Below are 23,390 nucleotides of genomic sequence, written 5' to 3' on the forward strand. Positions count from 1 at the left end.
TTTTTACTATTTGTCAATTATTTTAGTTCTTGTAAAACTGTATTTAAGTGGTATTGGTTGTAATACCTTTTTTATCGAACAGGAAGTTTTAAACTGGTTTAGATGATAAAACATAACTTCAAATAACTGTTTATAAATTAAGATCCCTCTTTCCCATTCAATATTCCCCGGTACACCTTCTATAATTACAAAATCAAAAAAGGCTTTTAAACGAGATTCTTTCTCTTCCTTCTTTACAATATAAGTCATGCTTTCTATGGGATTGTTTATTTCTAATATTGATGTTCCTTTCTCTAATTCTTTAAAAAGAAAATTACACTCGTCAAAGCAAAAATGGGTTGGATTACTAAAAACCATTTGATAATCTTTACTTTTCATAAACAATTGGTTGATGTATTCCTTATTCCTAAATAAACAAAATGAACCTGTTACATAATTATAATGACTGCTAATGACGTCATATTGTTTTAAGATTCTTTCGGTCATGAAAGTTCGAATTGATCCAAAAACGATATCAAGATCACTAAAGCCCCAAAAATCATATTTCCGAATAATTTCGGAAAACAAAAAGCCATAAGCGGGCTTAAAATCGCATAATTTACGGGGGTAATCAATGCTTACGGCAAAACCAAGTTTTTTGGAGGCTAAAACTTTTACTTCTTGAAGGGTTTTGAAGACTATCTTAACATTTTGCGGCTTATTTTCAATTTCTTCTAAATTGTCTGTTATGATATAAAAATCAACACTTGGATTAAATGAACAGGAATGTAAAAAATAGGGAAAGTACCACGGATATTTTCCGTACCAGCAAGTAAGACTTGCTATTGAAGTAAGTTTTGGCATATAAATAATTACAGTTTTCAAATTAATTGATGGCAATTTTAAATTGCGATTGTGGTATTAATTTGTTTTTGAAAACTGTAATAATTTTCACTTCAAAAATAATAAAATAAATCAATAAAGAAAGTTTTTTCCTTCTTTTTTAATAAATTTTATATCCTATTTATCGATAACTAATTGTATGCTTCTATTTTTTTAATTTTTTCCATCCGCTCTAAAACAAATTTTATGTCAGCATCATTAGCAATACCTGTACAAGCAGTAGCTCCAGAACAGCCTAGCCAAACATTGTCATAGTTTAGTGCTCTCATCTGTTCCCAAAGTTTTTGAGATTTTACGAGATTATTTTTCTGTCCAATATTGATTTTTAAAGCCTTAACAAAAAACATATTATCTTTTACTTGTAGAACCATTTCCTTATCTATTTTTATATACTTATCAAGCATATTTAGTTTACTTTTCAAAAGTTCGTTTAAGAGGCTATCTGCAAATTGAAGCCTCTCACCGGTATTCATATTATAATCATAACTTGTATAACCTGAATCACGAGGAAATTTATGAGTGTTATAAATGTAAATAGGATCGCTTTTATCAATAATCGAGTCTATTTTTTCACTACTATTTATTGTTATTTTACTTTTCTGGTGAATTTCCAAGTTATTTTTAATATCACAATATTTATTATACAGCAGAACACTATTAACTATTAATACTATATTTAGCAACATCGAAACAATTGCAATTTTTTTCATATTTTTTTTAAAAACTTATCGTATATATTTATTTCATTATTGAAGGTTTTATTTTTTCAAACCTAATTGTCGTAATTCTTGATCCGCTTGTTCAGGAGTTATTGATCGTCCATTCACAAATGCTTGTGCTTCAAAATATCTTCTATCTTTTAGACCTCCATTATTTTGGTTAATATAAGAATCTGTTATTATCTTATTTGCAGCATCAACTCCACCTGATTTCATTCCATTTAGAACTGCAACTAATATACTGTCAGAAGAATTACCACCATTATATGCCATGTCAACTAATGCAAAATATTGATTTCTATTAAATTTACCCGTCAAATCCATATTTTCTATTTTCTGATTTAAGACACGTTCTGTCTCAATTATATCAGTAGAAAAAAAAGATACAGCCTGATCAAAAGTTATTGATTTTATATCTCCAGATTTTATCGCTCCAGGATGAAGTAAATGTCCAAAACCTATAGTAGCATTTTGTCCCGTATTACTATCTTTATCATATAAGGTTAAAGATAATTTTTCATACAAAGCAATAACCGATGCTCCGTCAACGTTTAATTTCATATCAGCCTTAAATCTGGTAGCATTATTATATTGTCCCTTAACCGGATCCCAATCCTCAATAAAAGGTCGCGTCATACCGGAAAAACCAACCTTATTAAAACCATTAATTAGCTCTTCTTTTGTAAAAGGAACGAGTACTGCGGGTGTTTTAACCTGTAATATTTCTGATGAGCTTCCACTATTTCTAACCAAAACACCATGACTCCCCATCGCAACTCCCAATGTCAGTACTCCATTATCATAAACCATCCCTTGTGGAATTGTACTTGGTCCTTTGTATTTATTAAGGACAGTTACATTATTAAGCTGAACTGGTCCATACAATGCATCATTGGTTGCGCGGCCGGAAGCTGTCAGTTCGTTATTTAAAAAACCTGCTACCATATTCCAAGTGACTGCGGTTTTTGAAACGGTATTGGAATACATAAAGTTCAATACCCGGCTGATATCATTCTCGTTTGTTGTTTTTATACTGTTTCCAGTACTTGTCCATCCTACGCTATTACTCAAAGGTTTACTTCCGGAGCCATAATTGTTCGTATTATAACTAGTACTTCCGTAGCCATAACTGTTTTGATTACTTGAAATTGATGGTGCGGAATAGTTACCATTAGGCGTATACAATAGAGTTCCTGCCGGAGTGAAATTCGAAGACATGCCTCTGTCCGAAGCATAATAGCCCATATTACCAGTAGAATATCCTCCAATACTACCACCTGATCCGTAATAACTACCATTCATAACGGAACCACTACCGGCTAAAGTAGATTTTTGCTCTTCCATTGACATGTTTTCAATCAAGGCATTAAAACTCATTTTTTTTAAAGTTCTCATAACATTCATTTTTAAGTTGATTTAATTAAATTTTATAAAATATTTGCTATCCCCTAACTTGTAAGAACAAAATATCCTGCTAATGCGTAATTTTTACCGGACCAATTTTATAGGTATTGGGAATTTTCTTCGGATGCATCTTGGGAGAATATGTTTTTTTAATCCAGAAGAGATGAAAGAGCAGCCCTTCTAATGCGTCTTTATAAATAATTTTACCATTTTCAAAAACAACATTTCCCGTATAGCCTTCTATGATAATAAAGTCAAAATGAGCTCTTATCTCTTTTGTGATTTCCGCTGCTTTTATTAAGTGTGTAAAACTGACTATTTCGGTTTGAATTTCAAAGATCGATTTCCCAAAGGCCAAAGCGTCCCAGGCAAAATTGCATTCATCAAAGCAAAAATGTTGTGCGTTAGAAAAAACAAGTTTATAATCTTTACTTCTCATGAAAAAAGTATTCATTTTTTCATTATTCCTGTATAAAGCAAAACATCCTGAAGTGTAATCATGCCTCATGCTTATAAAGTCATACGAGTCCAGCATTTCTTCTGTAAGAAACAAGCGGATATTTCCAAAAATAACATCGAGATCGCTTTGCGCCCAAAAATCATACCCCTCAATGATTTCCGGAAACAAAAAGCCATAAGCGGGCTTAAAATCGCATAATTTATAGGGGTAATCAATGTTTACGGCAAAGCCAAGCTTTTCAGAAGCCGAAGCTTTTATTCCATCAAGTGTTCTGTAAACTAACTTTACATTATCCGGCTGATGCTTAATTTTGGTTTTATTATCGGTTATGATAATAAAATCAACCGTTGGGTTAAAAGAGCAGGAATGTAAAAAATAGGGGAAGTACCATGGATATTCTCCGTACCAGCAGGTAAGACTTGCTATGGAAGTAAGTTTTGGCATAAAAAAAATTATTATAATTTTAAAAACAGTGATTCTCCGATACAGCTTTAAAAATTTAAAACTGCAGTTGTGGTATCAACTTGTTTTGAAAACTATAATAATTTCTATTTCAAAAGTAGGAAAAAGAACTCAATAAAAAAGATTTTTCTTACTCTTTTTTACGGTTTCGGATATCTTTTCTTAATATTACGGATTAATTCTTCCAAACCGTTTAGTTTTAATTCGTAGATCAATTGTAATTGCTGACCCAGTTCTCCTTTTGGAAATCCTTTATTCTGGTACCAAACGACATAATATTCGGGTAAATCAATTAAGAAACGTCCCTCGTATTTTCCGAAAGGCATTTTGGTATGGGCTAATTTTATGAGAAGTTTACTGTCTTGTTCCATTTTTTTTAAAGAAAAAAGAAGCAAGAGAAGAGAATACAGATTGATTCTCTTTCTTGCTTCTTGTTGGTACAAAGCTATTATTATTTTTTATTTTTTGCCACAGATTAAAAAGATTAAAGTGATTTTCTAATCTGTATGTGTGTTTTGCCACTAATTTTACGAATTAACCCGAATTTAATTAGTGTAATTGCTTCGCATGCTCGCTATCGCCAGAGTCCTGGTGAATATTTTAAAACTAAAAAACTTAGAATCTTAGCATCTCAGAACCTTAACAACTTAGTAGTGCCATCTCACGAAAGCTTCCATTGCAGCGTAGGTCGCTAAACCTAGTTCCTGATATAAAGCTGCTGTTTCGTGATTTCGGTCCTCGGCTCTCTGCCAAAATTCCCTGGCGTCCGTTCCCTGAAAAACAACACCGTCTTTTTGTGACTGGTGTTTGAAAATTCCGTGGCGTTTTGCCAACACCTGGTCAGGGCTCATGGGTACCGCCATTTCGACTTCGTCAATTCCCCATTCCTGCCATGCTCCTCTGTACAGCCATAACCAGCAGTCGTCCATAAAGGGTTTTGGTTTTAAAGCTTTTACCGCTTCAAAAATAGCATCCAGACAAACTTTGTGCGTTCCATGCGGATCGGCTAAATCTCCGGCTGCGTATATTTGGTGTGGCTTGATTTTTTCAATCAAATCGATGGTCAGTTGGATGTCTTCTTTTCCGATTGGTTTTTTCTCGATGGTTCCGGTTTCATAAAACGGAAGTTCCATAAAATGAATCTGATCATCGGTCAAACCCACAAAATGACTGGTTGCTCTCGCCTCCCCTTTTCGGATCAGTCCTTTGATGTAACGAACTTCGGGAATGTCAATTTCGCTGTTCTTTTTATTCTCCAGAAAGGTTTGTGCTTTTTGATAAATCGTATCAGCTTCGGCACTTTTGATTCCGAATTTTTCATTGTAGTCTATTACGAATCGCGCAAAACGTAAGGCTTCGTCGTCGGCAACAGCAATATTTCCGGAGGTTTGGTAGGCTACGTGCACTTCATGTCCCTGCTCCTGCAGACGCATGAAAGTTCCCCCCATACTAATGATATCATCATCCGGATGCGGACTGAAAATCAGGACACGTTTTCTGGCAGGTTCTGCTCTTTCCGGACGGTTGGAATCATCAGCATTGGGTTTTCCGCCTGGCCAGCCTGTGATCGTATTTTGTAATTTATTGAATATTTTGATGTTGATGTCGTATGCCGGACCGGAATCAGCCAGTAAATCACTCATTCCATGCTCAATATAATCAGCATCAGTAAGCATTAAAATTGGTTTTTTAAGCTGTAGTGCCAATCCTAAAACCGCTTTACGGGTTAATTTATCGGTCCAGATTACTTTTTCTACCAGCCACGGTTTGTTGATTCTGGTAAGTTTCGAAGAGGCTTCTTTATCTAAAATAAAAACAGCGTTGTCATGTTCCTGCAAAAAGGAAGCGGGTACTCTGTTCGTTACTTCATCTTCTACTGATCTTTTGACAACATTGGCTTTTCCTTCTCCCCAAGCCAGCAGGATGACTCTTTTGGCTTCCATGATTTTTTTTACTCCAAGTGTAATCGCGGTTCTGGGCGTATTGCTTAGTCCGAAGAAATCTTTACTTGCGGCTACTCTTGTAATATGGTCTAAAGCTACCAAACGTGTTTTGGAGTTTTGAAGTGAACCGGATTCGTTAAAACCGATATGTCCGTTTCCGCCAATTCCGAGAATCTGCAAATCGATTCCGCCCAAGGCTTCAATTTTAGCTTCGTAATCATGACAGTAATCGGCTATTTGTTCTTTTGATAGAAGTCCGTCCGGAACATGGGCGTTTTCAGGTAAAATATCGACATGATCAAACAACAGTTCTTTCATAAAACGAACATAGCTGTTGATGGAATTGGGTTCCATCGGATAATATTCGTCCAGATTAAAACTGATTACATTTTTAAAACTTAATCCTTCTTCTTTGTGCAAACGAACGAGTTCCGCATACAATCCTTTTGGGGAAGATCCTGTTGCAAGTCCTAAAATACAAGGCTGGCCGATTTTTTGTCTGGACTGGATTAAAGCTGCAATTTCCCGGGCTACTGCTTTTGAAGCATCTCCTGAATTTTCAAAAACAACCGTATTGATGTTTTCGAATCGTTTCTCAAAACCTGTCGCTTTGTCTATTTTACTTTTTAACATGATATAGTTTTTTTACTTTTCTAATTATAATTTTCAAATAAAAATTTTATTTTTCACTGGCAGAATTTCACATCAATACATCGCTAAAAAATTAGCAAGCAGAATTATACAAAGATAAAATCTTTATAAAAGTAATTCAGTAAAATTTAAAATTATTGATTTGAAGCAGAATTTGGAAAACCTTTTTTTATCCTCTTATAAAAAAAATCCAAAATAAATATTGAAAACAGAATCTCATTTCAGTTTCAATAGATTGCGTTATTTTTGCATTAAACTGCATTTTTTTTGCAAAACAAAGATACTACATTATATTTTTACTGACCAAAATTAGGTATGAATATTTTGTTAATTTTTTAGTACTATAAAAAAAATGCAAAAAAAAAGCCGTCAAAATAATGACGGCTTTCCATTTTATTTTATAAAATTACTTCCAGTTAAACGTAATTTTCTTTTCTATATCTGCATTCAGACTCAAAAAAACCGGGCAGGTCATAGCAGCACGTTCCAGAATGGTTCTGTTTTTTTCATCTTCAGTACCTTTCATTTCGAAAACAATTTCAATAGCACCAATTCGTCTTGGTTCAGCATTCATTATTTTGGTTACATCGGCTGTTGAGTCGTTAATATTGATTGCCATATCACGGGCCTTGATTCCCATAATAGTCATCATGCAACTTGCCAAAGCATTGGCAACGGTATCTGTTGGGGAAAATGCTTCTCCTTTTCCGTTATTGTCTAATGGTGCATCAGAAATGATTTCACTTCCTGACTGCACATGAATTGATTTTGTTCTTAAATCCCCTAAATAGGTTACTTTTGATGTCATTAGTTGGCTACTTTTAAAGTTAAGTCTGAATCGTAATATAAGATGTACACTCCTTTATTGGCGTGTCCTCCATCTTCTTTTTTGTAGTATTGAAATTTATTATCAACCTGTTCTGTTGTGATTAAATCTGTTGTTTCCTGATATGTTTTTCCCTGAACCAAACGCATCATGGTATCAAAAGTTACATCAAAACCACGGGTAGCGTACGTATTTGGATTCACTTTATTTTTCAGTCTGTATTCTTTTTCAAATATTAATACTGCTGGCTCATTACTCTCACGAGTTACTGATGGGTACATTAATTTCAGTTTCACCAGGCTTTCAAAACTAATTTCATCTGTATCCAGCGTACTGTTCGGTTCTAAAATCACCAGCTGCACCTGACAGGTTTTTTGTGCATCTAACAAAGCTTTTATGGTTGTTTTCACCATGGCGGTATTACCGGTTTCCATGACTACATAATTCATTCTGTTAGGCAACAAAAGGCTTTTTAAATTGGCAACATCCAAGCCTCCCGTTTCCGATAAGGCAGCAAAAACAACTCCTTTTTGGTTTTGTTTTATGTAATTGATCACCGATTCTTTTTTCTTGTCTACAACCGCAACGATGTTTCCGTTTTTAGAACGCATATAATCAAAAACAGCACTTTTGACCACATCATTTGTTGGAATGGTCTGATACAAGTTATCAATTGGGTTAGCGGTATCTTTTGATAGTGGAGAAATCACAGGTATATTGTATAAACGAAGCGAATTCGCTGTACTCTCGGCATTACTTTGGTAAAACGGGCCGATCACAGCATTAGCTCCCTGTAATTTATTCTGAGAAATTAAACTAGAAACATTTGAGGTACTTTTTGTTTCCTGCGAATCAAAAATACTGACATCAATTGGTAATTTCAAGACTTTTGCCGAGTCAATTGCCATCATGGCCCCTGAATAAAAATCAAGCGTCATATTCAAAAACTTATCATTTTTAATTCGATTGGCTGAACTTATGGTGTCCGATTGCATTTTTGCCAGATTAAAAGGCAGCAATAAAGCCAGTTTTTTACGCTCGTTTTGCCCTCTTACTTTTGTCAGTTCAACCACTTCCGGATCTGCAGAAACGGTTTCTGATTTTACTTTTTCAAGAATTTTAATCCCGCCCGAAGCTGAATTATCAACTGGTTTTTCTACCTGTTTTTCAACCTGTTGTGGCTGTTGCTGGGCAATAATCGGAGCAGGTGCCAGGAATCCGGACGGAACTTTCAAAACCATTCCTTCTTTTACGCCTTCAGAAAGTGACGGATTCAACTCTGTTAATTCTGCCTGCGTTAACTGAAATGTTCTGGACAAACTGTACAAAGTTTCTTTTGGCTTCACCTGATAGTCCATGTACGTAGTTCCTTTTTTTACAGCTTCATCTGCTTTTTTAGTTTCGGCAGCTTTAGAAACATTGGCAGCAACAGCAGTAGTTGTATCTGTTTTGGGAGCCGTTCCTTTAATGGTTACACGGTATCCTACAGGCAAACTGGAAACAATTTCCGGATTGCGTTTTTCTAAATCTTCGACGGTCGTTTTATACTCTTTTGCAATTGAATATTTTGTTTCTTTTGCTTGTACATCGTGATATACATACTTTTCCGGACCAGCAGTTTTAACAGCTTTACCGGCTGTCGATGCAGCACTTTTTACGGCCGCTCCTTTTGAAGGAATGGTAAGCGTCTGACCTATTTGTAAACCATTGGTCACCAAAAACGGATTTGCAGCTTTTAAGGCTTCATCAGAAATGCCATATTTTTTCTCTATGCCAAAAAGTGTTTCTTTTGGCTGCACTTCATGTGTAGTTGCTTTTCCTGAAGCAGTATTTTTTGTTGCTGCAACTTCTTTTTTTACGGCACTGGCTTTTCCTCCAGTTGGAATTAGTAAAACTGTATTAGGCACTAATCCAGTTCGCGCATCAGGATTTAAAGAGTAAATATCATAAGGCGTAACCTTAAATTTCTCTGCAATCTGATTGATGGTTTCTCCACTTGAAACTTTATACTTAACTACTTTTTCCTGGGCAAAAGCAGAACAAGTAAAAAAAACAAGAGATAATAATGCTAAATAATATTTCATAATAGGGCTTAAAACAATTAATTTTTAATTCAAAAACAAGTTACTCATTTTGTCAAAGCAAGATTCAGGCCACTTGTTATTTTTTCGATTATTATCTCAGATCAATTTCAACCTTTGCAATAATAATGTTCTTATATAACTCATCTTCTTCATTTTTCTTGCCTTTATATAAAACTTCTTCCATATTTTGATACTTATCCGAGTAAACGTAGTACGAAAGACTGTTTATATTAAAGAAAAAACTAGCGTTAAAATCACCAGAATCAATAAGTTTCATAATCAGCTTATCCCTTGGTACCGCATCGGTAAATATACCTAAAACTAAGTAATAGCCGTTTGAAACTTCTTTAAGATTATCATAAACTTCTATCTTGACATTCTTTTCATTTTTAAACGGATTTTCTTTCAGTTCGCGTTTCATTTCTTCCGGCGAAACCAATTTTGAAGTGGCATCCGGATCTGTTTTTTGATTTTTAATCGCTTCGTCCTGGTATTTTTTTAATTTCATCAAAGCCACTTTATCATCAAATTTTCTGGCTTCCATACTGTAATAAGTTGCCTTACTGATATGGCGTTTGATTTCGATGGTTTTCTGTGTATCAAGGGAATCAATTTTAGCAATTAACAATTGATTTTGCGCATCGCCTTGTTCCTGCTCGATTTTGTACCTTTTTATTTCGTCAAGCGAAAGACGCTGCTGCAGGGAAGTGACATTATTATTCTTTTCGCTTTCGCGGATTTTCTTCTTGTATTCCTGATTTTCCTCGACTGCAATTCGCTCTACTTTGTTCATTAAACCGGCATAAGCTTTTCGGTTTTCAGCCAGTTCTTTCTTGAGTTGGGAAGACAAATCACTGGTTTTGCTGATGCTTTCATACGATTTTTTTTCTAATCGTTTGGATTCATCCACATTCAAAACATCCATTCTTTTCAATTCGACTAAATCATTGTTCATCGTGTTGACTAACGAATCTAATTTGGCCATTAAAATATCCTGAACATTTTTATTGGCTTCCAGAACCAATCGTAATTTTTCAACCGAATTCTCTTTGGAACCATTCATATCATTCAGATTGACTTTCAGATCATTGATCTTTATAATCTTCTGATTCATTTCTTTCTGAATAACCAATCTGTCTTTTAAATCTTCCAGTTCAACGGTTTTGGCTTTTCCTTTTTCAACTACAACTTGTTTTTCCGCCAGCGCCAGCATCAGTTCTTCTCGCTCATTTGTTGGTTTAACTTCCTTTGTATTAATGGCCAGTTTATTGCCGACAATTAATCCGTTTACGATTTCAGGATTTTGAGATTCCAGTTGCTCAATTGAAATGCCGTATTTCTTGGCAATCGAGAATTTGGTTTCTTTGGGTTCCACCACATGAAAAACAGTTTCCTGATTGATGACACGAACTCTTCCGTCTAATGTTTTTCTTTTGTTTGGAATTGAAATGGTCTGACCAATCTGCAATCCGTTTTGAAGCAGCTCTTTATTCAAATTTTCCAGATCCTGAACCGAAACATTATATTGTCTCGCAATACTGAATAAAGATTCTTTGGCCACTACCTCGTGGGTTACTTTTGAAGATGCTGAGATTTCAGTTTTAGGAAGATTGGCAGTATGCTGCGGGATACTTAATTCCTGACCAATCTGAAGTCCGCCGGCAAGAATTGGGTTGGCATTCTGAAGCGCTTCAACCGAAACATTATATTGTTTCGATAAACCGAACAGTGTTTCTTTTGGACCAACAATATGGGTAATTTGCGGGTTTGATTTTTGCTGTTCTGCGGAGTGAACGGGAACCTTAATAATTTGATTGTCTTTGATTCCGTTCTGCGATTCGGGATTGAGTTTGTAAATTTCCTCAACAGAAACTTTATATTTTTGGGCAATAAAATAGGCAGTTTCTCCTTTTTGAATTTTGTGTTCAATAATTGAATCTTGCGCAGTTATTTTGTTAAAAGACAAAATAAAGACAAGAGAAATCGTTAAAAGTTCTCTCATAAATAGTAGGTTATAAAAATTAAGGCGTTACAAATGTAACGCCTTAATTTGAAAAATAGTACTATTCCCATTCAATTGTTGCGGGTGGTTTTGAACTTATATCGTAAACCACACGATTCACGCCTTTTACTTTGTTTATAATGTCGTTTGAGACTTTCATTAAGAAATCATAAGGTAAATGAACCCAGTCAGCAGTCATACCGTCTGTAGATTCAACTGCTCTAAGCGCTACTACTTTTTCGTACGTACGCTCATCGCCCATCACACCAACACTGTTTACAGGAAGCAGAATTGCTCCTGCCTGCCAAACTTTATCGTATAATCCCCATGATTTTAATCCGTCGATAAAGACAGCATCAACATCTTGTAGTATTTGAACTTTCTCCGGAGTAATATCCCCTAAAATTCTGATCGATAATCCTGGTCCCGGGAAAGGGTGTCTGCCTAACAACTCAGGATCTATTCCTAAAGTAGCACCCACTCTGCGAACTTCGTCTTTAAACAACATTCGAAGCGGTTCTACAATTTTTAATTTCATATAATCCGGCAATCCGCCCACATTGTGGTGTGATTTAATCGTTGCCGATGGTCCTTTTACAGAAACCGATTCGATTACATCAGGGTAAATAGTTCCCTGCGCCAGCCATTTTACGTCTTCTATTAAATGTGATTCATCATCAAAAACTTCGATAAATACACGTCCGATGGTTTTACGTTTGGTTTCAGGATCACTGATTCCGGCTAATTCACCTAAGAAACGATCTCCGGCATCTACTCCTTTTACGTTCAATCCCATTCCTTTGTACTGATCCAGTACGTTTTGGAATTCGTTTTTACGAAGCAATCCGTTATTTACGAAGATACAGTATAGGTTTTTACCGATAGCCTGGTGTAATAAAACTGCGGCTACAGTAGAATCTACTCCTCCAGACAATCCTAAAACAACTTTATCATTCCCTAATTTCTCTTTCAATTCTCCCACCATTTCTTCTACGAAAGCACCTGGTGTAAAGTTTTGAGGCACTTCGGCAATGTTTACTAAAAAGTTCTCCAGCATTTTTGATCCATCTGTAGAGTGGAAAACTTCCGGGTGATACTGAATCGCATACGTAGTTTCGCCTTCAATTTTGTAAGCTGCATATTCTACGTCATGCGTGCTCGCTAATTTTACCGCATTGGTCGGCAAAGCCTTGATACTATCGCTGTGACTCATCCAAACCTGACTGTTTTCTGAAACTCCGTTAAAGAAAACTTCATCCTCTTTAATATAGGATAAATTAGCCCTGCCGTATTCTCTGGTGTTTGAAGCCGCAACTTCTCCGCCACTAAAGTGTGCTAAATATTGTGCTCCGTAACAAACTGCCAGCATAGGAAGTTTGCCTCGAATTTGAGATAAATCAGGATGTGGCGCATCTTCTGCACGAACAGAAAAAGGGCTTCCTCCTAAAATTACGGCTTTATAAGGTGATAAATCACTAGGAAAGTGATTGTAAGGGAAAATTTCGCAGAATATATTTAATTCGCGAACTCTACGCGCAATAAGCTGTGTATATTGCGATCCGAAATCTAAAATAAGTACGTTGTGTTGCATGCGCAAAAATACTTTTTATATTCGAATTTGAAAAATCAGAACACTGAAAAAAAAATATTTTTTTTCAGTGTTCTGATTTTAGCTGCAAAGGCTCAGAGGTACAAAGATGCAAAGGTGTGAAAATGGAGATACATTATTTTTCCTTTACATCTTTGAAACTTTGTACCTTTGTAGCTTTGTACCTTGAAAGAAAAAACCAAATCCCTCAAAAAATCGTATTTATACAAAACCCATATTATGAAATCAAAATTAATTGCCTTTTCTTTTTTCCTGTGTTTATTTTTAACCTCTTGTAATGCTGTTGATGATTTACTGACTTTTACCATTTCGAATAATGCGTCAATTCAGATAAAAAGTACTTCACCTATTAATTTACCGTCGGAAATTATAACACCCGATGTGACTACAAATTCCTCAGCTGAATTTAAAAACAACAATACTCAGGCGAGTCTGGTAAAAGATGTAAAATTAAAATCGCTAAAATTGACAATTACAGATCCTGAGGGAGAAACATTTACGTTTTTAAAATCGATTCATTTATATATCTCGACAACTGATTCAGATGAAATAGAATTGGCCTATCAGGATAATATCAATTCAACAAGTAATACGATTGATCTGATTAGCACAGATGCCCGATTAGATCAATACATCAAAGCTGATAAATATAAAATCAGAACAAAAGTTACGTTAAAAGAAACACTTACAAGAGATGTAACGGTAAAGGCAGATATGAAGTTTAATGTTACTGCTGATCCGTTTTAATTTTTCTAAAAAGGTTCTGAGGTGCTGAGTTACTAAGATTCTGAGATTTTATTTTGGAATTCTTAAAACAATAAGTGATCCTTTATAACCTGTATCTAAATTATCCCAAAAATATGAATTTATAAATTTTCCTTCTGCATCATAAATCTGAAATTCAGCTGTATTTCCTCCAGAAGCACCAGTAGTAATCGCTTCAAATTCTAATTTATTGATTCCCAATGGGAGTGTAATTTTAAATTGCTTATAGTTGCCTTCCATTTCTATTGATCCCTGAATTACTTTAAAATTTTGTGACACTCTGACCAAATCTCCATCGACAACAATAAAGTCTCGATATTTAACAATAAAATATTCAGATTTTGTTGTAAATTCTCCAAAATCAATATTTTTTCTAACTAATTTTCCTTTATCCTCTTTTAGTCCCGCCTCTTTTAACGCCTTATCAAGATCTTTTTCCATTTTCGCAACATAACGGTCCCCCGGATTAGCAAAATCAGTTTCCGTAGACATTGTAAAAGTACTTTTCTGCTCTCCTATCTGAAGTTTGGATTTTTGGGTTATAGTGGTGTTATCAAAAACATTGGGTGTTTTGATACTTGGAATATCTGAAGTGTTAGCTTTTGGATCTTTAACTTCCGGAATGGAAAGTTTTTTAGGTTTTGAGCTAAATTTAGGAGCCGGAATAGCCTTGAATTTTGTACTAAATTCAGTTTGGGCGGATACTGTTATAGCAGTACAAAATAGTATGAAAAATAAAATGTGCTTCATTGAAAAAAGTATTATCGAATGGGCATTTATAATTATTACAGAATTAAAGTATAGCTTCACAAAAATAGCATAATTTAAACAGGCGCTACAACTTTAAGAGTTTTATAACAATATATTAGGCTAATTTTTGGAAAACAAAAAACCTGCCAGAAATTAAAAACCACTTTTGAAGGTTTACAAAATTCTGCATTTCAGAAATATAGCGTTTTGATAATTAGTAACTTATTCCTAACTTCAGTATTTTAATTTTCATTTAGTAAAAACCGGAAAAATGGATTATATAGACTATTACAAGATCTTAGAAATTACAAAAACTGCCACTGAAGCCGAAATAAAAAAAGCCTATCGAAAAGCAGCCCGTAAATATCATCCTGATTTGAATCCGAATGATAAAGAGGCGGAGAAGAAATTCAAGGAAATAAATGAAGCCAATGAAGTTTTAAGCAATCCAGAAAATCGAAAGAAATACGACAAATACGGCAAAGACTGGAAACATGCTGACGAATTTGAAAAAGCAGGCTACGACCCTAATCAACAGCAATCTTCAAGACAACAGCAAGGCAGTCAAAGTTATACTGATTTTGGCGGAGGAGATTTCTCAGATGGCGATTTTTCTGATTTCTTTAATTCCATGTACGGTTCTTCCGGAAGAAGTTCGAGAAGTCAGGCGAAATACAGAGGCCAGGATTTCAATGCCGAATTACAACTGGACCTTGCTTCTGCGTATACGACGCACAAACAAAACCTTACCGTTAATGGCAAAAACATCAGGATCACTATTCCTGCCGGAGTCGAAAACGGACAGATTATAAAAATTCCGAATCATGGGGCTCCCGGTGTAAACGGCGGACCGAATGGCGATTTATACCTTACTTTTTCAATCGATAACAATTCCGACTTCAAACGGGAAGGTCATAATTTGTATGCAGATGCCGACCTGGATTTATATACGGCAATTTTAGGAGGAGAAATTTATGTGACTACTTTTGATGGAAAAGTAAAAATAAAAGTCCCTGCCGAAACCCAGCCCGGAACCAAAGTAAAACTGAAAGGAAAAGGGTTTCCGGTGTATAAAAAAGACAATCAGTGTGGAGATTTGTACATTACGTATACTTTAAAAATTCCAACGAACTTGTCCGCAAAAGAAAAAGAATTATTCCAAGAATTAGCTAAATTAAGAAATCATGAATAGTAAAGACTTAATTCAAATAAAACAGTTTTGTGTATACCACGAAATTGAAAATACCTTTATAACCGAGCTGCACAATTATGGTTTAGTACAGATCATCATGCTCGAAGAAGACGAATACCTGCAGCCGGAACAACTGCCTGCTGTCGAAAAAATGATTCGGCTGCATTATGATCTTAAAATTAATCTGGAAGGGATTGATGCGATTGCCAACCTGTTAAACAAAATCGAAGTATTACAGCAAAACCTGACTGCTGCTCAAAACAAACTTCGTCTTTATGAGCAGCATCAAATTGAACCATAAAAAATCCGATGAATCATAATATCACAAAAAAGAATGATTTTCTGCGGGATTTCAAATGAATAATTGGTTTTGTCAACCGTATATTTTATAAATTGCAGCGAAATTAACTAACCCGAATTTGATTTAAAAAAAAATAAACAAATTCAATAAAACAGAAGAAATGAAAAGAGAAAACATCTTAACAGGATCTCCCTGGGAGGACAAAATGGGATATTGTCGCGCCGTACGAATTGGCAATATTATCGAAGTTTCGGGAACTGTTGCGATTGTTGACGGTGAAAAAGTAAAAGCCGACGATGCCTATGCTCAAACCTACAACATCCTGGAACGTGTTGAAAAAGTTTTGCAAGATTTGAATGTTGGAATGAAAGATGTTATCAGAACCCGGATTTTTACCACTGACATTACAACTTTTGAAGAAGTAGCAAGAGCGCACTCTTTCTTTTTTAAGGATGTAAAACCGACCACAGGCTTTTATGAAATCAGCAAACTGGTGGCTCCTGAATATTTAGTTGAAATTGAATTTACAGCTGTTGTGCAGTAAGTTTTATTTTTGCCTCTGATTACACTAATTGTGCTAATATTCTTTTGCCACGAATTTCACTAATTTTCGCTAATTTTATTTTGCCACTGATTACAGGATTAGAAAGATTCTATAATTTTATGTATAAAAAATTAAATTCGTATCCCGATAATAGCGAACAGACGAAAAATTTGTCTATAAAATTGGATCTCAAAAAAACAACTAAAATCTCAAAAAAAAAATCCTTTTTAATCCGCTAATCTGTGGCAAAAAATTCGTGGCTAAAAAAGATTACTCCAGTTACTAATGAACTATCAAAAACCTAAACAAATACTTTTTACCCTGTTCAAATGGATTCTCATTTGCCTTTTAATTGGTGTTTTGTCCGGATCTGCTTCCGCCTTTTTTCTGGTTGCGCTGGAATGGGTGACACAATTTAGAATCCACCACGATTGGATTGTATGGCTTCTACCTCTTGGCGGATTACTGGTTGGATTGAGTTATTACTATTGGGGCGAATCGGTCGCAAAAGGCAATAATTTATTGTTAGAAGAATACGAAAATCCTAAAAAAGTAATTCCTTTGAAAATGGCTCCTTTAGTGCTGCTCGGAACCTTACTTACTCATTTATTTGGCGGTTCTGCAGGTCGTGAAGGTACCGCGGTACAAATGGGAGGTGCTATTGCCGATCAGTTTACCAAACTTTTTAAACTCGATAATAGTGAACGCAAAATTTTAATCATCCTCGGAATCAGCGCAGGTTTTGCCTCTGTTTTCGGAACACCGCTGGCAGGTGCCATTTTTGCCCTGGAGGTTGTCTATTTTAGTAGAATCAATTTAAAAAGTGTTTTTCTGTCTTTTTTAGTAGCGTACGCCGCTTATTTTACGGTTGAATTCTGGCAGGTCAAACACACCCATTACAGCATTCCGGATGTTCCTGAAATCAATCTGACCAACCTTTCTTATACCATCGTAATAAGCGTATTGTTCGGATTTGCTGCCTTATTGTTTTCCAGAACTACTCATTTTTGGGGTTCCCTTTTTTCAAAATATATAAAATTCCTGCCGTTGCGTCCGTTTGTAGGAGGAATTATTTTAGCCATTGCCATTGCTGGTTTCGGATTTACAAAATTCTCCGGACTGGGCGTTCCTGTTATTGTGGATTCTTTTTCGAATGTAAATCCGTGGTATGACTTTTTACTGAAAATTTTATTTACCGGTTTTACGTTGGGTGCCGGTTTTAAAGGCGGTGAAGTAACTCCGTTATTTTTTGTCGGTGCTACTTTAGGAAGCGCTTTATCACTTGTTGTACCTATGCCAATTGCGCTTCTCGCCGGAATGGGTTTTGTAGCCGTATTTTCAGGAGCTACCCACACTCCTATCGCCTGCACCATTATGGGATTAGAATTATTCGGGATGCAACCCGGACTTTTTATCGCGATTGCCTGTAGTATCGCTTACTTTTCTTCCGGTTCTGTAGGAATTTATAAATCGCAAATCGTAAAAGGTGCTAAGTATAAACTGTATCGAAAATTAAATTCCAATTTTTAAAATCCAAATTCCAAACACGTATTTTCAACGGATTAAAATCTGTTACTACAAAATAAATCGTTTCTCCAGAACTAAAAAAACCCGAATAAATCCGCATTTTCGCTTTAGCGAGCCTATTTCATCCGTGTATTAATTTAAATTCCCGGAATAAAATTCCAAATTCCAGAATAAAACTCATAACCCATAACTCACAACCCATAACTTTATAAAACTGTGTTAATCTCGAAAATGTTTTCAGGTTTACGTTAAAAAAATGTAAATTCGCACACTATGAAAATACAAGATATTCAGGCGATACAATTATTACTCGCAACCCCAAAGAAAATCGCTATAATTCCGCATAGAGGTCCTGACGGTGATGCTATGGGTTCTACCTTAGGTTTATACCATTTTTTACTAAAAAACAACCACCTGCCAACGGTGATTGCCCCTAATGATTTTCCTGATTTTCTGGCCTGGCTGCCAGGTTCCGAAACCGTAAAAATCTTTGAAAAAGACACCGAAAACTGTACTAAAATATTAGAAGAAGCTGAAATAATATTTACACTTGATTTTAATGCTTTTCACCGTACCGGAGAAATGGAACATACTTTGGCAAAGCTAAAAGCGCCTTTTATCATGATCGATCATCATCAGAAACCGGATGATTATGCCACCTACATGTATTCCGATACTTCCTTTGGTTCTACCTGCGAAATGATTTACAATTTCATTTCGTTTTTAGGCAAAAAAGAAGATTTAGACAAAACCATTGCAACGTGTATTTATACAGGAATATTAACCGATTCAGGTTCTTTCCGATTTCCGAAAACAACCGGAAATACGCATCGAATTGTGGCGGATTTAATTGATTTAGGCGTCGAAAATACCGAAATTCCGGTTTTATTATTCGACAACAGCTCCTACAGCCGCTTACAATTATTAGGTTGCGCATTACAGAATATGAAAGTTTTTGAAGAGCATAAAACTTCTTATACAACATTGACTCAAAGCGAACTGGATGCCTTTAATTATATAAAAGGCGATACCGAAGGAATTGTTAATTACGGATTAAGTATAAAAGGAATTGATTTTACAGCTATTTTTATAGAAAATAAAGACGAAAAAATCATCAAAATTTCCTTCCGTTCGCAAGGAGGATTTGATGTGAATCAGTTTGCAAGAGATCATTTTAACGGTGGAGGACATACCAATGCCGCTGGCGGAAGATCGGAAGTTTCTATGGAAGAGACCATTAAAAAGTTTGAAGACTTAGTAACTAAACTAAAAATATAACCTACTATGAACTACTTAAAACTAAGCATTTCTGCCCTGCTGTTTGCTGTTCTATGTGTTGGCTGTAAACATCATGAAGAAGCCAGAAGACCTATTTCAAGAGCTTCGGGAACTTTCATGAAAAAATCGGCTGACCGGAATAAAAAACTGGTTGCCAGTGAAGAAGATGTCATTAAAAACATCATCAAAAGCAATCCGAAAGTAAAGTATTATGCTTCCCAAAAAGGATATTGGTATTCGTATGAAGAACAAAATACCGCTGATACTTTAAAACCGAAAAGAGGCGATATCGCTTATTATAATTTAGAAGTAAAAGACATCAAAGGCAAAGTTATTTATGCAGAAGCAGAATTAGGCCCGCAAACCTACTATGTTGACAAACAGGAAATCATGATGGGATTGCGCGACGGTATTAAACTGATGCACAAAAACGAAACTGTCAACTTTTTATTTCCATCACACATGGCCTATGGCTATCACGGAGACAACAAAAAAATCGGAACCAATGAATCCCTGATTTGCACGGTTACCCTTCGTAATTTTGTTCCTGAAGAAGCACCTAAGACAGCCGTTACCGGAACACAAACGCCAAAAGCGGTAACTCCAAAGGCAGCAGTTCAAACTAAAAAAGACACTTTAAACCCATAAAAAAACATTTAAAAAATGAAAAAAAGTATTTTAATATTACTATTAGCCGCTACCTCGTTTTATTCTTGTAAAGACAAACACAGTGACCTTCCGGATGGCCTGTATGCCGAAATTGAAACGAATAAAGGAAGTATTATTGTTGAATTAGATTATAAAAAAGCACCCGTTACGGTTGCCAATTTTGTAACACTGGCTGAAGGTAAAAGTGAATTTGTAACGAACGAAGATCTTAAAAACAAACCCTTCTATAACGGATTGAAATTTCACAGGGTTATTGAAGATTTTATGATTCAGAGCGGTGATCCTTTAGGGACAGGTTCCGGTGATACAGGATACAAATTTAAAGATGAAATTACTGATTTAAAATTTGATAAAGGCGGCGTATTAGCCATGGCCAATAACGGTCCCGGAACAAACAGCAGCCAGTTTTTTATTACTCATGTTGAAACACCCTGGTTAGACGGAAAACATACTGTTTTCGGTCATGTAGTCGATAAAGGAATGGAAGTAGTAAACAAAGTAGTGCAAGGTGACAACATTGTATCGGTAACGATTATCAGAAATGGTGAAGCCGCTAAAAAGTTTGATGCTGTAAAAGTATTTCACGACTATTTTTCTGAAATAGCAAAAGAAAAAGGGAAGTTTGCAGGAGTTCAAAAAGAAAAAGTAGCCTATTATGCTTCCTTAAAACCAAAAGCTACCAAAACAAGCAGTGGTTTAGAATATGTAATTACTGAAAAAGGGGCAGGTAAAAAACCGGCAACCGGAACTCAATTATACATTCATTATGCAGGATTCCTGGAAGACGGAACTTTATTTGATACCAGCATTGAAGACGTTGCGAAGACTTTCGGAAAATTTGATCAGGCAAGAGCCGAAGCAAAAGCCTATCAGCCAATTCCTTTTCAGGCAGGTCGCAAAGATGGTATGATCCCGGGATTTATTGAAGGAATCGAAAAACTTTCTTTTGGAGACAAGGCGGTCCTTTTCATTCCATCACACTTAGCTTACGGACAAACAGGTGCCGGAGATGTTATTCCGCCAAATGCGAATATCATTTTCGAAATCCAATTATTGGAAAAACCACAATAACTAACTATAGACAGACTTAAATTCGAAACACCATGAAATTTAAATTTCTATTCTTATTCTGCCTTGCAGTACTAAACATTCAGGCGCAAACAACAAAGAAAACCACTGCAAAAAAACCGGCCGGAAAATCAACGACAGCCAAAGCAGCTCCTAAAACTGTAAATCCTGCTGAAGGAATTTTTGCAACAATTTCTACGACTAAAGGCAATATCGTTTTGTCTCTGGAATATGTAAAAGCTCCCGTAACGGTGGCTAATTTTATCTCTTTGGCAGAAGGTAAAAATCCTAATGTAAAAGTGGAAAAACTGAAAGGAAAACCATTTTATGACGGACTTAAATTTCACAGAGTAATCAATGACTTTATGATTCAGGGTGGTGATCCTGACGGAAATGGTTCGGGAGGTCCTGGATTTTCATTTAAAGATGAATTTGTACCGGAATTAAAATTTGAAAAAGGCGGCGTTTTAGCCATGGCCAATTCAGGTCCGGCTACAAACGGAAGTCAGTTTTTCATCACACATAAAGATACACCGTGGTTAAATGGTAAACATACTATTTTCGGTCATGTGGTTTCAGGAATGGATGTTGTCAATAAAATTGTTCAGGATGATATCATGACCAAAATCACGATTACCCGTAAAGGTACAGCGGCAAAGAAATTTGATGCTTTAAAAGTAATTAGTGATGATGCCAAAAAAGGAGAAGCTAAAAAAGCGGAAAGTCAAAAAGTAGTTACAGAAAAAGCAGCTTACTTTGCAAGCACTAAAGCGACTGCCACTGCAACCGCATCAGGCTTAAAATATAAAATTACACAAAAAGGATCCGGTACAAAATTACCGGAAGGATCTAACATTTACTTTCACTATGCCGGTTATTTTGAAGATGGAAATCTTTTTGACAGCAGCATTGCCAATGTAGCAAAAGCGTATGGTAAATATGATGCCAACAGAGATGCTCAGAAAGGATATCAGGCTTTTCCGTTTGTAGTAGGTAAAAAAGACGGAATGATTCCTGGTTTTATTGAAGCCTTAGATATGATGACCGATGGCGAAAAAGCCATATTCTTTCTTCCTGCAAATTTAGCCTACGGAGAAAAAGGTGCAGGAGGTGTAATTCCGCCAAACGCCACTTTGGTTTTCGAAATCGAAACGTATAACGCTCAGCCTGTAAAATAAGTATTGCACACTGAATTTTCATACCAAACCATCAGGATTTATTTTCTGGTGGTTTTTTTATTGCACTCTCTCCGTTGTTTTAGGGTTTAATTTTTTAATTTAAATTGAAAGAAAAATCGTATTTTATTTATATCTTGCGCTCTAATACCAAGGAATATTATTGGGAGCATTTCTAATATAAACCCACAGCAGCAAATTTGTTTTTTACCTAACTTGTATTTTTTTATTCATAATTATTATCTTTGAACTATGAGCACAGCAACAAAACCAAATCATATCGGCCGAAAAATCAGCCGTATTCGTGAACTGAAAGACATGAAACAGGAAGCATTAGCGCAGGCTTTAGGAACCAATCAGCAGGCTGTTTCTATTATGGAAAACAGTGAAACTATAGAAGATGAAAAACTTGCTGAAGTGGCAAAAGCTTTGGGTGTAAGTGTAGAAGCGATCAGGAATTTTTCAGAAGAAGCTGTATTTAATATTATTGGAAATACAGTAAACAATCACGATAATGCCTCATTGAATTCAAATTTTCAATACCAGCCAACATTTAATCCAATTGATAAAGTAGTTGAACTTTACGAGCGTTTGGTTCAGGCGGAAAAAGATAAAAATGAATATTTAGAAAAAATTTTAAAGGATAAATAAGCCTTAAAAAATGATACAGCATTCGTAAATAGACTTCTTTGAAGTCTATTTTTTTTACGCAAGGTTTGTCATTTCGAGGAACGAGAAATCACACAAGAAACTCCCTCCCCATAATAGCCAATCTTTGTCGAATTGCGTGTGTGATTTCTCCCTTCGGTCGAAATGACAATGTTGCGCAAGCAGAAGTCACATCAGAAACTCCATCGCTAAAAGTCACCAATCTTTGTCGAATTACATGTGTGATTTACTTCGTCTGTTCGCTAGCGCTCGGGTCTCCCTTCGATCGAAATGACAAAGTTGCGTAAGCAGAAGTCACATCAGAAACTCCATCGCTAAAAGTCGCCAATCTTTGTCGAATTACGTGTGTGATTTCTCCCTTCGGTCGAAATGACAATATTGCGCAAGGAGAATCACAAAAGAAACTCCAT

21 protein-coding genes are annotated in these 23,390 nt (G+C 35.6%); 10 read left to right on the forward strand and 11 right to left on the reverse strand.

Going from position 1 to position 23,390, the window contains the following annotated elements; genetic code table 11:
• Nucleotides 1-6: 6 nt before the first annotated feature.
• From HAV12_RS16975 to guaA, 10 genes are all read right to left on the reverse strand, one after another.
• Complete coding sequence (locus tag HAV12_RS16975) at nt 7-843, reverse strand: DUF6625 family protein (RefSeq protein ID WP_171570716.1); 837 nt, start codon at nt 841-843, stop codon at nt 7-9.
• A 170-nt stretch (nt 844-1,013) separates the two neighbouring features.
• A complete protein-coding gene (locus HAV12_RS16980) occupies nt 1,014-1,592 on the reverse strand; it encodes a hypothetical protein (protein WP_171570717.1) in 579 nt (192 codons plus the stop codon).
• 48 nt (nt 1,593-1,640) lie between these two features.
• On the reverse strand, nt 1,641-2,996 hold the full coding sequence (locus HAV12_RS16985) for a hypothetical protein (protein ID WP_171570718.1): 1,356 nt from the start codon (nt 2,994-2,996) through the stop codon (nt 1,641-1,643).
• A gap of 79 nt (nt 2,997-3,075) precedes the next feature.
• The gene (locus tag HAV12_RS16990; protein ID WP_171570719.1) at nt 3,076-3,909 is read right to left on the reverse strand and encodes a DUF6625 family protein; all 834 of its coding nucleotides are present in this window, start codon (nt 3,907-3,909) and stop codon (nt 3,076-3,078) included.
• 158 nt (nt 3,910-4,067) lie between these two features.
• Complete coding sequence (locus tag HAV12_RS16995; protein ID WP_127337046.1) at nt 4,068-4,298, reverse strand: DUF3820 family protein; 231 nt, start codon at nt 4,296-4,298, stop codon at nt 4,068-4,070.
• Nucleotides 4,299-4,574: 276 nt separating this feature from the next.
• Nucleotides 4,575-6,503: a glucosamine-6-phosphate deaminase gene (gene nagB, locus HAV12_RS17000; protein ID WP_171570720.1), complete on the reverse strand. Its 1,929-nt coding sequence runs from the start codon at nt 6,501-6,503 to the stop codon at nt 4,575-4,577.
• A 424-nt stretch (nt 6,504-6,927) separates the two neighbouring features.
• Nucleotides 6,928-7,329: an OsmC family protein gene (locus HAV12_RS17005; RefSeq protein WP_132035587.1), complete on the reverse strand. Its 402-nt coding sequence runs from the start codon at nt 7,327-7,329 to the stop codon at nt 6,928-6,930.
• The gene (locus tag HAV12_RS17010) at nt 7,329-9,431 is read right to left on the reverse strand and encodes a LysM peptidoglycan-binding domain-containing protein (RefSeq protein WP_171570721.1); all 2,103 of its coding nucleotides are present in this window, start codon (nt 9,429-9,431) and stop codon (nt 7,329-7,331) included. The genes HAV12_RS17005 and HAV12_RS17010 overlap by 1 nt, the downstream gene beginning before the upstream one ends.
• A gap of 91 nt (nt 9,432-9,522) precedes the next feature.
• Nucleotides 9,523-11,433, reverse strand: a complete 1,911-nt coding sequence (locus HAV12_RS17015) for a LysM peptidoglycan-binding domain-containing protein (protein WP_171570722.1) — start codon at nt 11,431-11,433, stop codon at nt 9,523-9,525.
• A gap of 61 nt (nt 11,434-11,494) precedes the next feature.
• Nucleotides 11,495-13,024 carry a glutamine-hydrolyzing GMP synthase gene (guaA, locus tag HAV12_RS17020; RefSeq protein WP_132035595.1) on the reverse strand — a complete coding sequence of 510 codons (1,530 nt, stop codon included), beginning with the start codon at nt 13,022-13,024 and terminating at the stop codon, nt 11,495-11,497.
• A gap of 237 nt (nt 13,025-13,261) precedes the next feature.
• Between guaA and HAV12_RS17025 the strand changes: the two genes are divergently transcribed.
• Nucleotides 13,262-13,789 (forward strand): hypothetical protein, encoded by a 528-nt coding sequence (locus HAV12_RS17025; protein ID WP_132035598.1) that lies wholly within the window; start codon nt 13,262-13,264, stop codon nt 13,787-13,789.
• Between the two features lie 48 nt (nt 13,790-13,837).
• Here the strand turns inward: HAV12_RS17025 and HAV12_RS17030 are convergent, their stop codons facing one another.
• Nucleotides 13,838-14,557, reverse strand: a complete 720-nt coding sequence (locus HAV12_RS17030) for a hypothetical protein (RefSeq protein WP_171570723.1) — start codon at nt 14,555-14,557, stop codon at nt 13,838-13,840.
• 271 nt (nt 14,558-14,828) lie between these two features.
• Between HAV12_RS17030 and HAV12_RS17035 the strand changes: the two genes are divergently transcribed.
• The 9 genes from HAV12_RS17035 (at nt 14,829) to HAV12_RS17075 (ending at nt 22,962) form a co-directional block, all read left to right on the forward strand.
• Nucleotides 14,829-15,749, forward strand: a complete 921-nt coding sequence (locus HAV12_RS17035; protein WP_171570724.1) for a DnaJ C-terminal domain-containing protein — start codon at nt 14,829-14,831, stop codon at nt 15,747-15,749.
• Nucleotides 15,742-16,050: a chaperone modulator CbpM gene (locus HAV12_RS17040; protein WP_132035607.1), complete on the forward strand. Its 309-nt coding sequence runs from the start codon at nt 15,742-15,744 to the stop codon at nt 16,048-16,050. Before HAV12_RS17035 ends, HAV12_RS17040 begins: the two co-directional genes overlap by 8 nt.
• A 160-nt stretch (nt 16,051-16,210) precedes the next feature.
• On the forward strand, nt 16,211-16,594 hold the full coding sequence (locus HAV12_RS17045; protein WP_132035610.1) for a RidA family protein: 384 nt from the start codon (nt 16,211-16,213) through the stop codon (nt 16,592-16,594).
• A 285-nt stretch (nt 16,595-16,879) separates the two neighbouring features.
• The gene (locus HAV12_RS17050) at nt 16,880-18,124 is read left to right on the forward strand and encodes a voltage-gated chloride channel family protein (protein ID WP_171570725.1); all 1,245 of its coding nucleotides are present in this window, start codon (nt 16,880-16,882) and stop codon (nt 18,122-18,124) included.
• Between the two features lie 270 nt (nt 18,125-18,394).
• Nucleotides 18,395-19,399, forward strand: a complete 1,005-nt coding sequence (locus tag HAV12_RS17055) for a bifunctional oligoribonuclease/PAP phosphatase NrnA (protein WP_171570726.1) — start codon at nt 18,395-18,397, stop codon at nt 19,397-19,399.
• 6 nt (nt 19,400-19,405) lie between these two features.
• Nucleotides 19,406-20,047 (forward strand): gliding motility-associated peptidyl-prolyl isomerase GldI, encoded by a 642-nt coding sequence (gene gldI / locus HAV12_RS17060; RefSeq protein ID WP_171570727.1) that lies wholly within the window; start codon nt 19,406-19,408, stop codon nt 20,045-20,047.
• 15 nt (nt 20,048-20,062) lie between these two features.
• Nucleotides 20,063-21,139, forward strand: a complete 1,077-nt coding sequence (locus HAV12_RS17065) for a peptidylprolyl isomerase (protein ID WP_171570728.1) — start codon at nt 20,063-20,065, stop codon at nt 21,137-21,139.
• 32 nt (nt 21,140-21,171) lie between these two features.
• Complete coding sequence (locus HAV12_RS17070; protein WP_171570729.1) at nt 21,172-22,314, forward strand: peptidylprolyl isomerase; 1,143 nt, start codon at nt 21,172-21,174, stop codon at nt 22,312-22,314.
• A gap of 249 nt (nt 22,315-22,563) precedes the next feature.
• Nucleotides 22,564-22,962, forward strand: a complete 399-nt coding sequence (locus tag HAV12_RS17075) for a helix-turn-helix domain-containing protein (protein ID WP_171570730.1) — start codon at nt 22,564-22,566, stop codon at nt 22,960-22,962.
• The last annotated feature ends 428 nt before the right edge of the window (nt 22,963-23,390 follow it).

The organism is Flavobacterium sp. CLA17, from assembly GCF_013112255.2.
In the GTDB taxonomy this organism is placed as follows: Bacteria; Bacteroidota; Bacteroidia; order Flavobacteriales; family Flavobacteriaceae; genus Flavobacterium; species Flavobacterium circumlabens.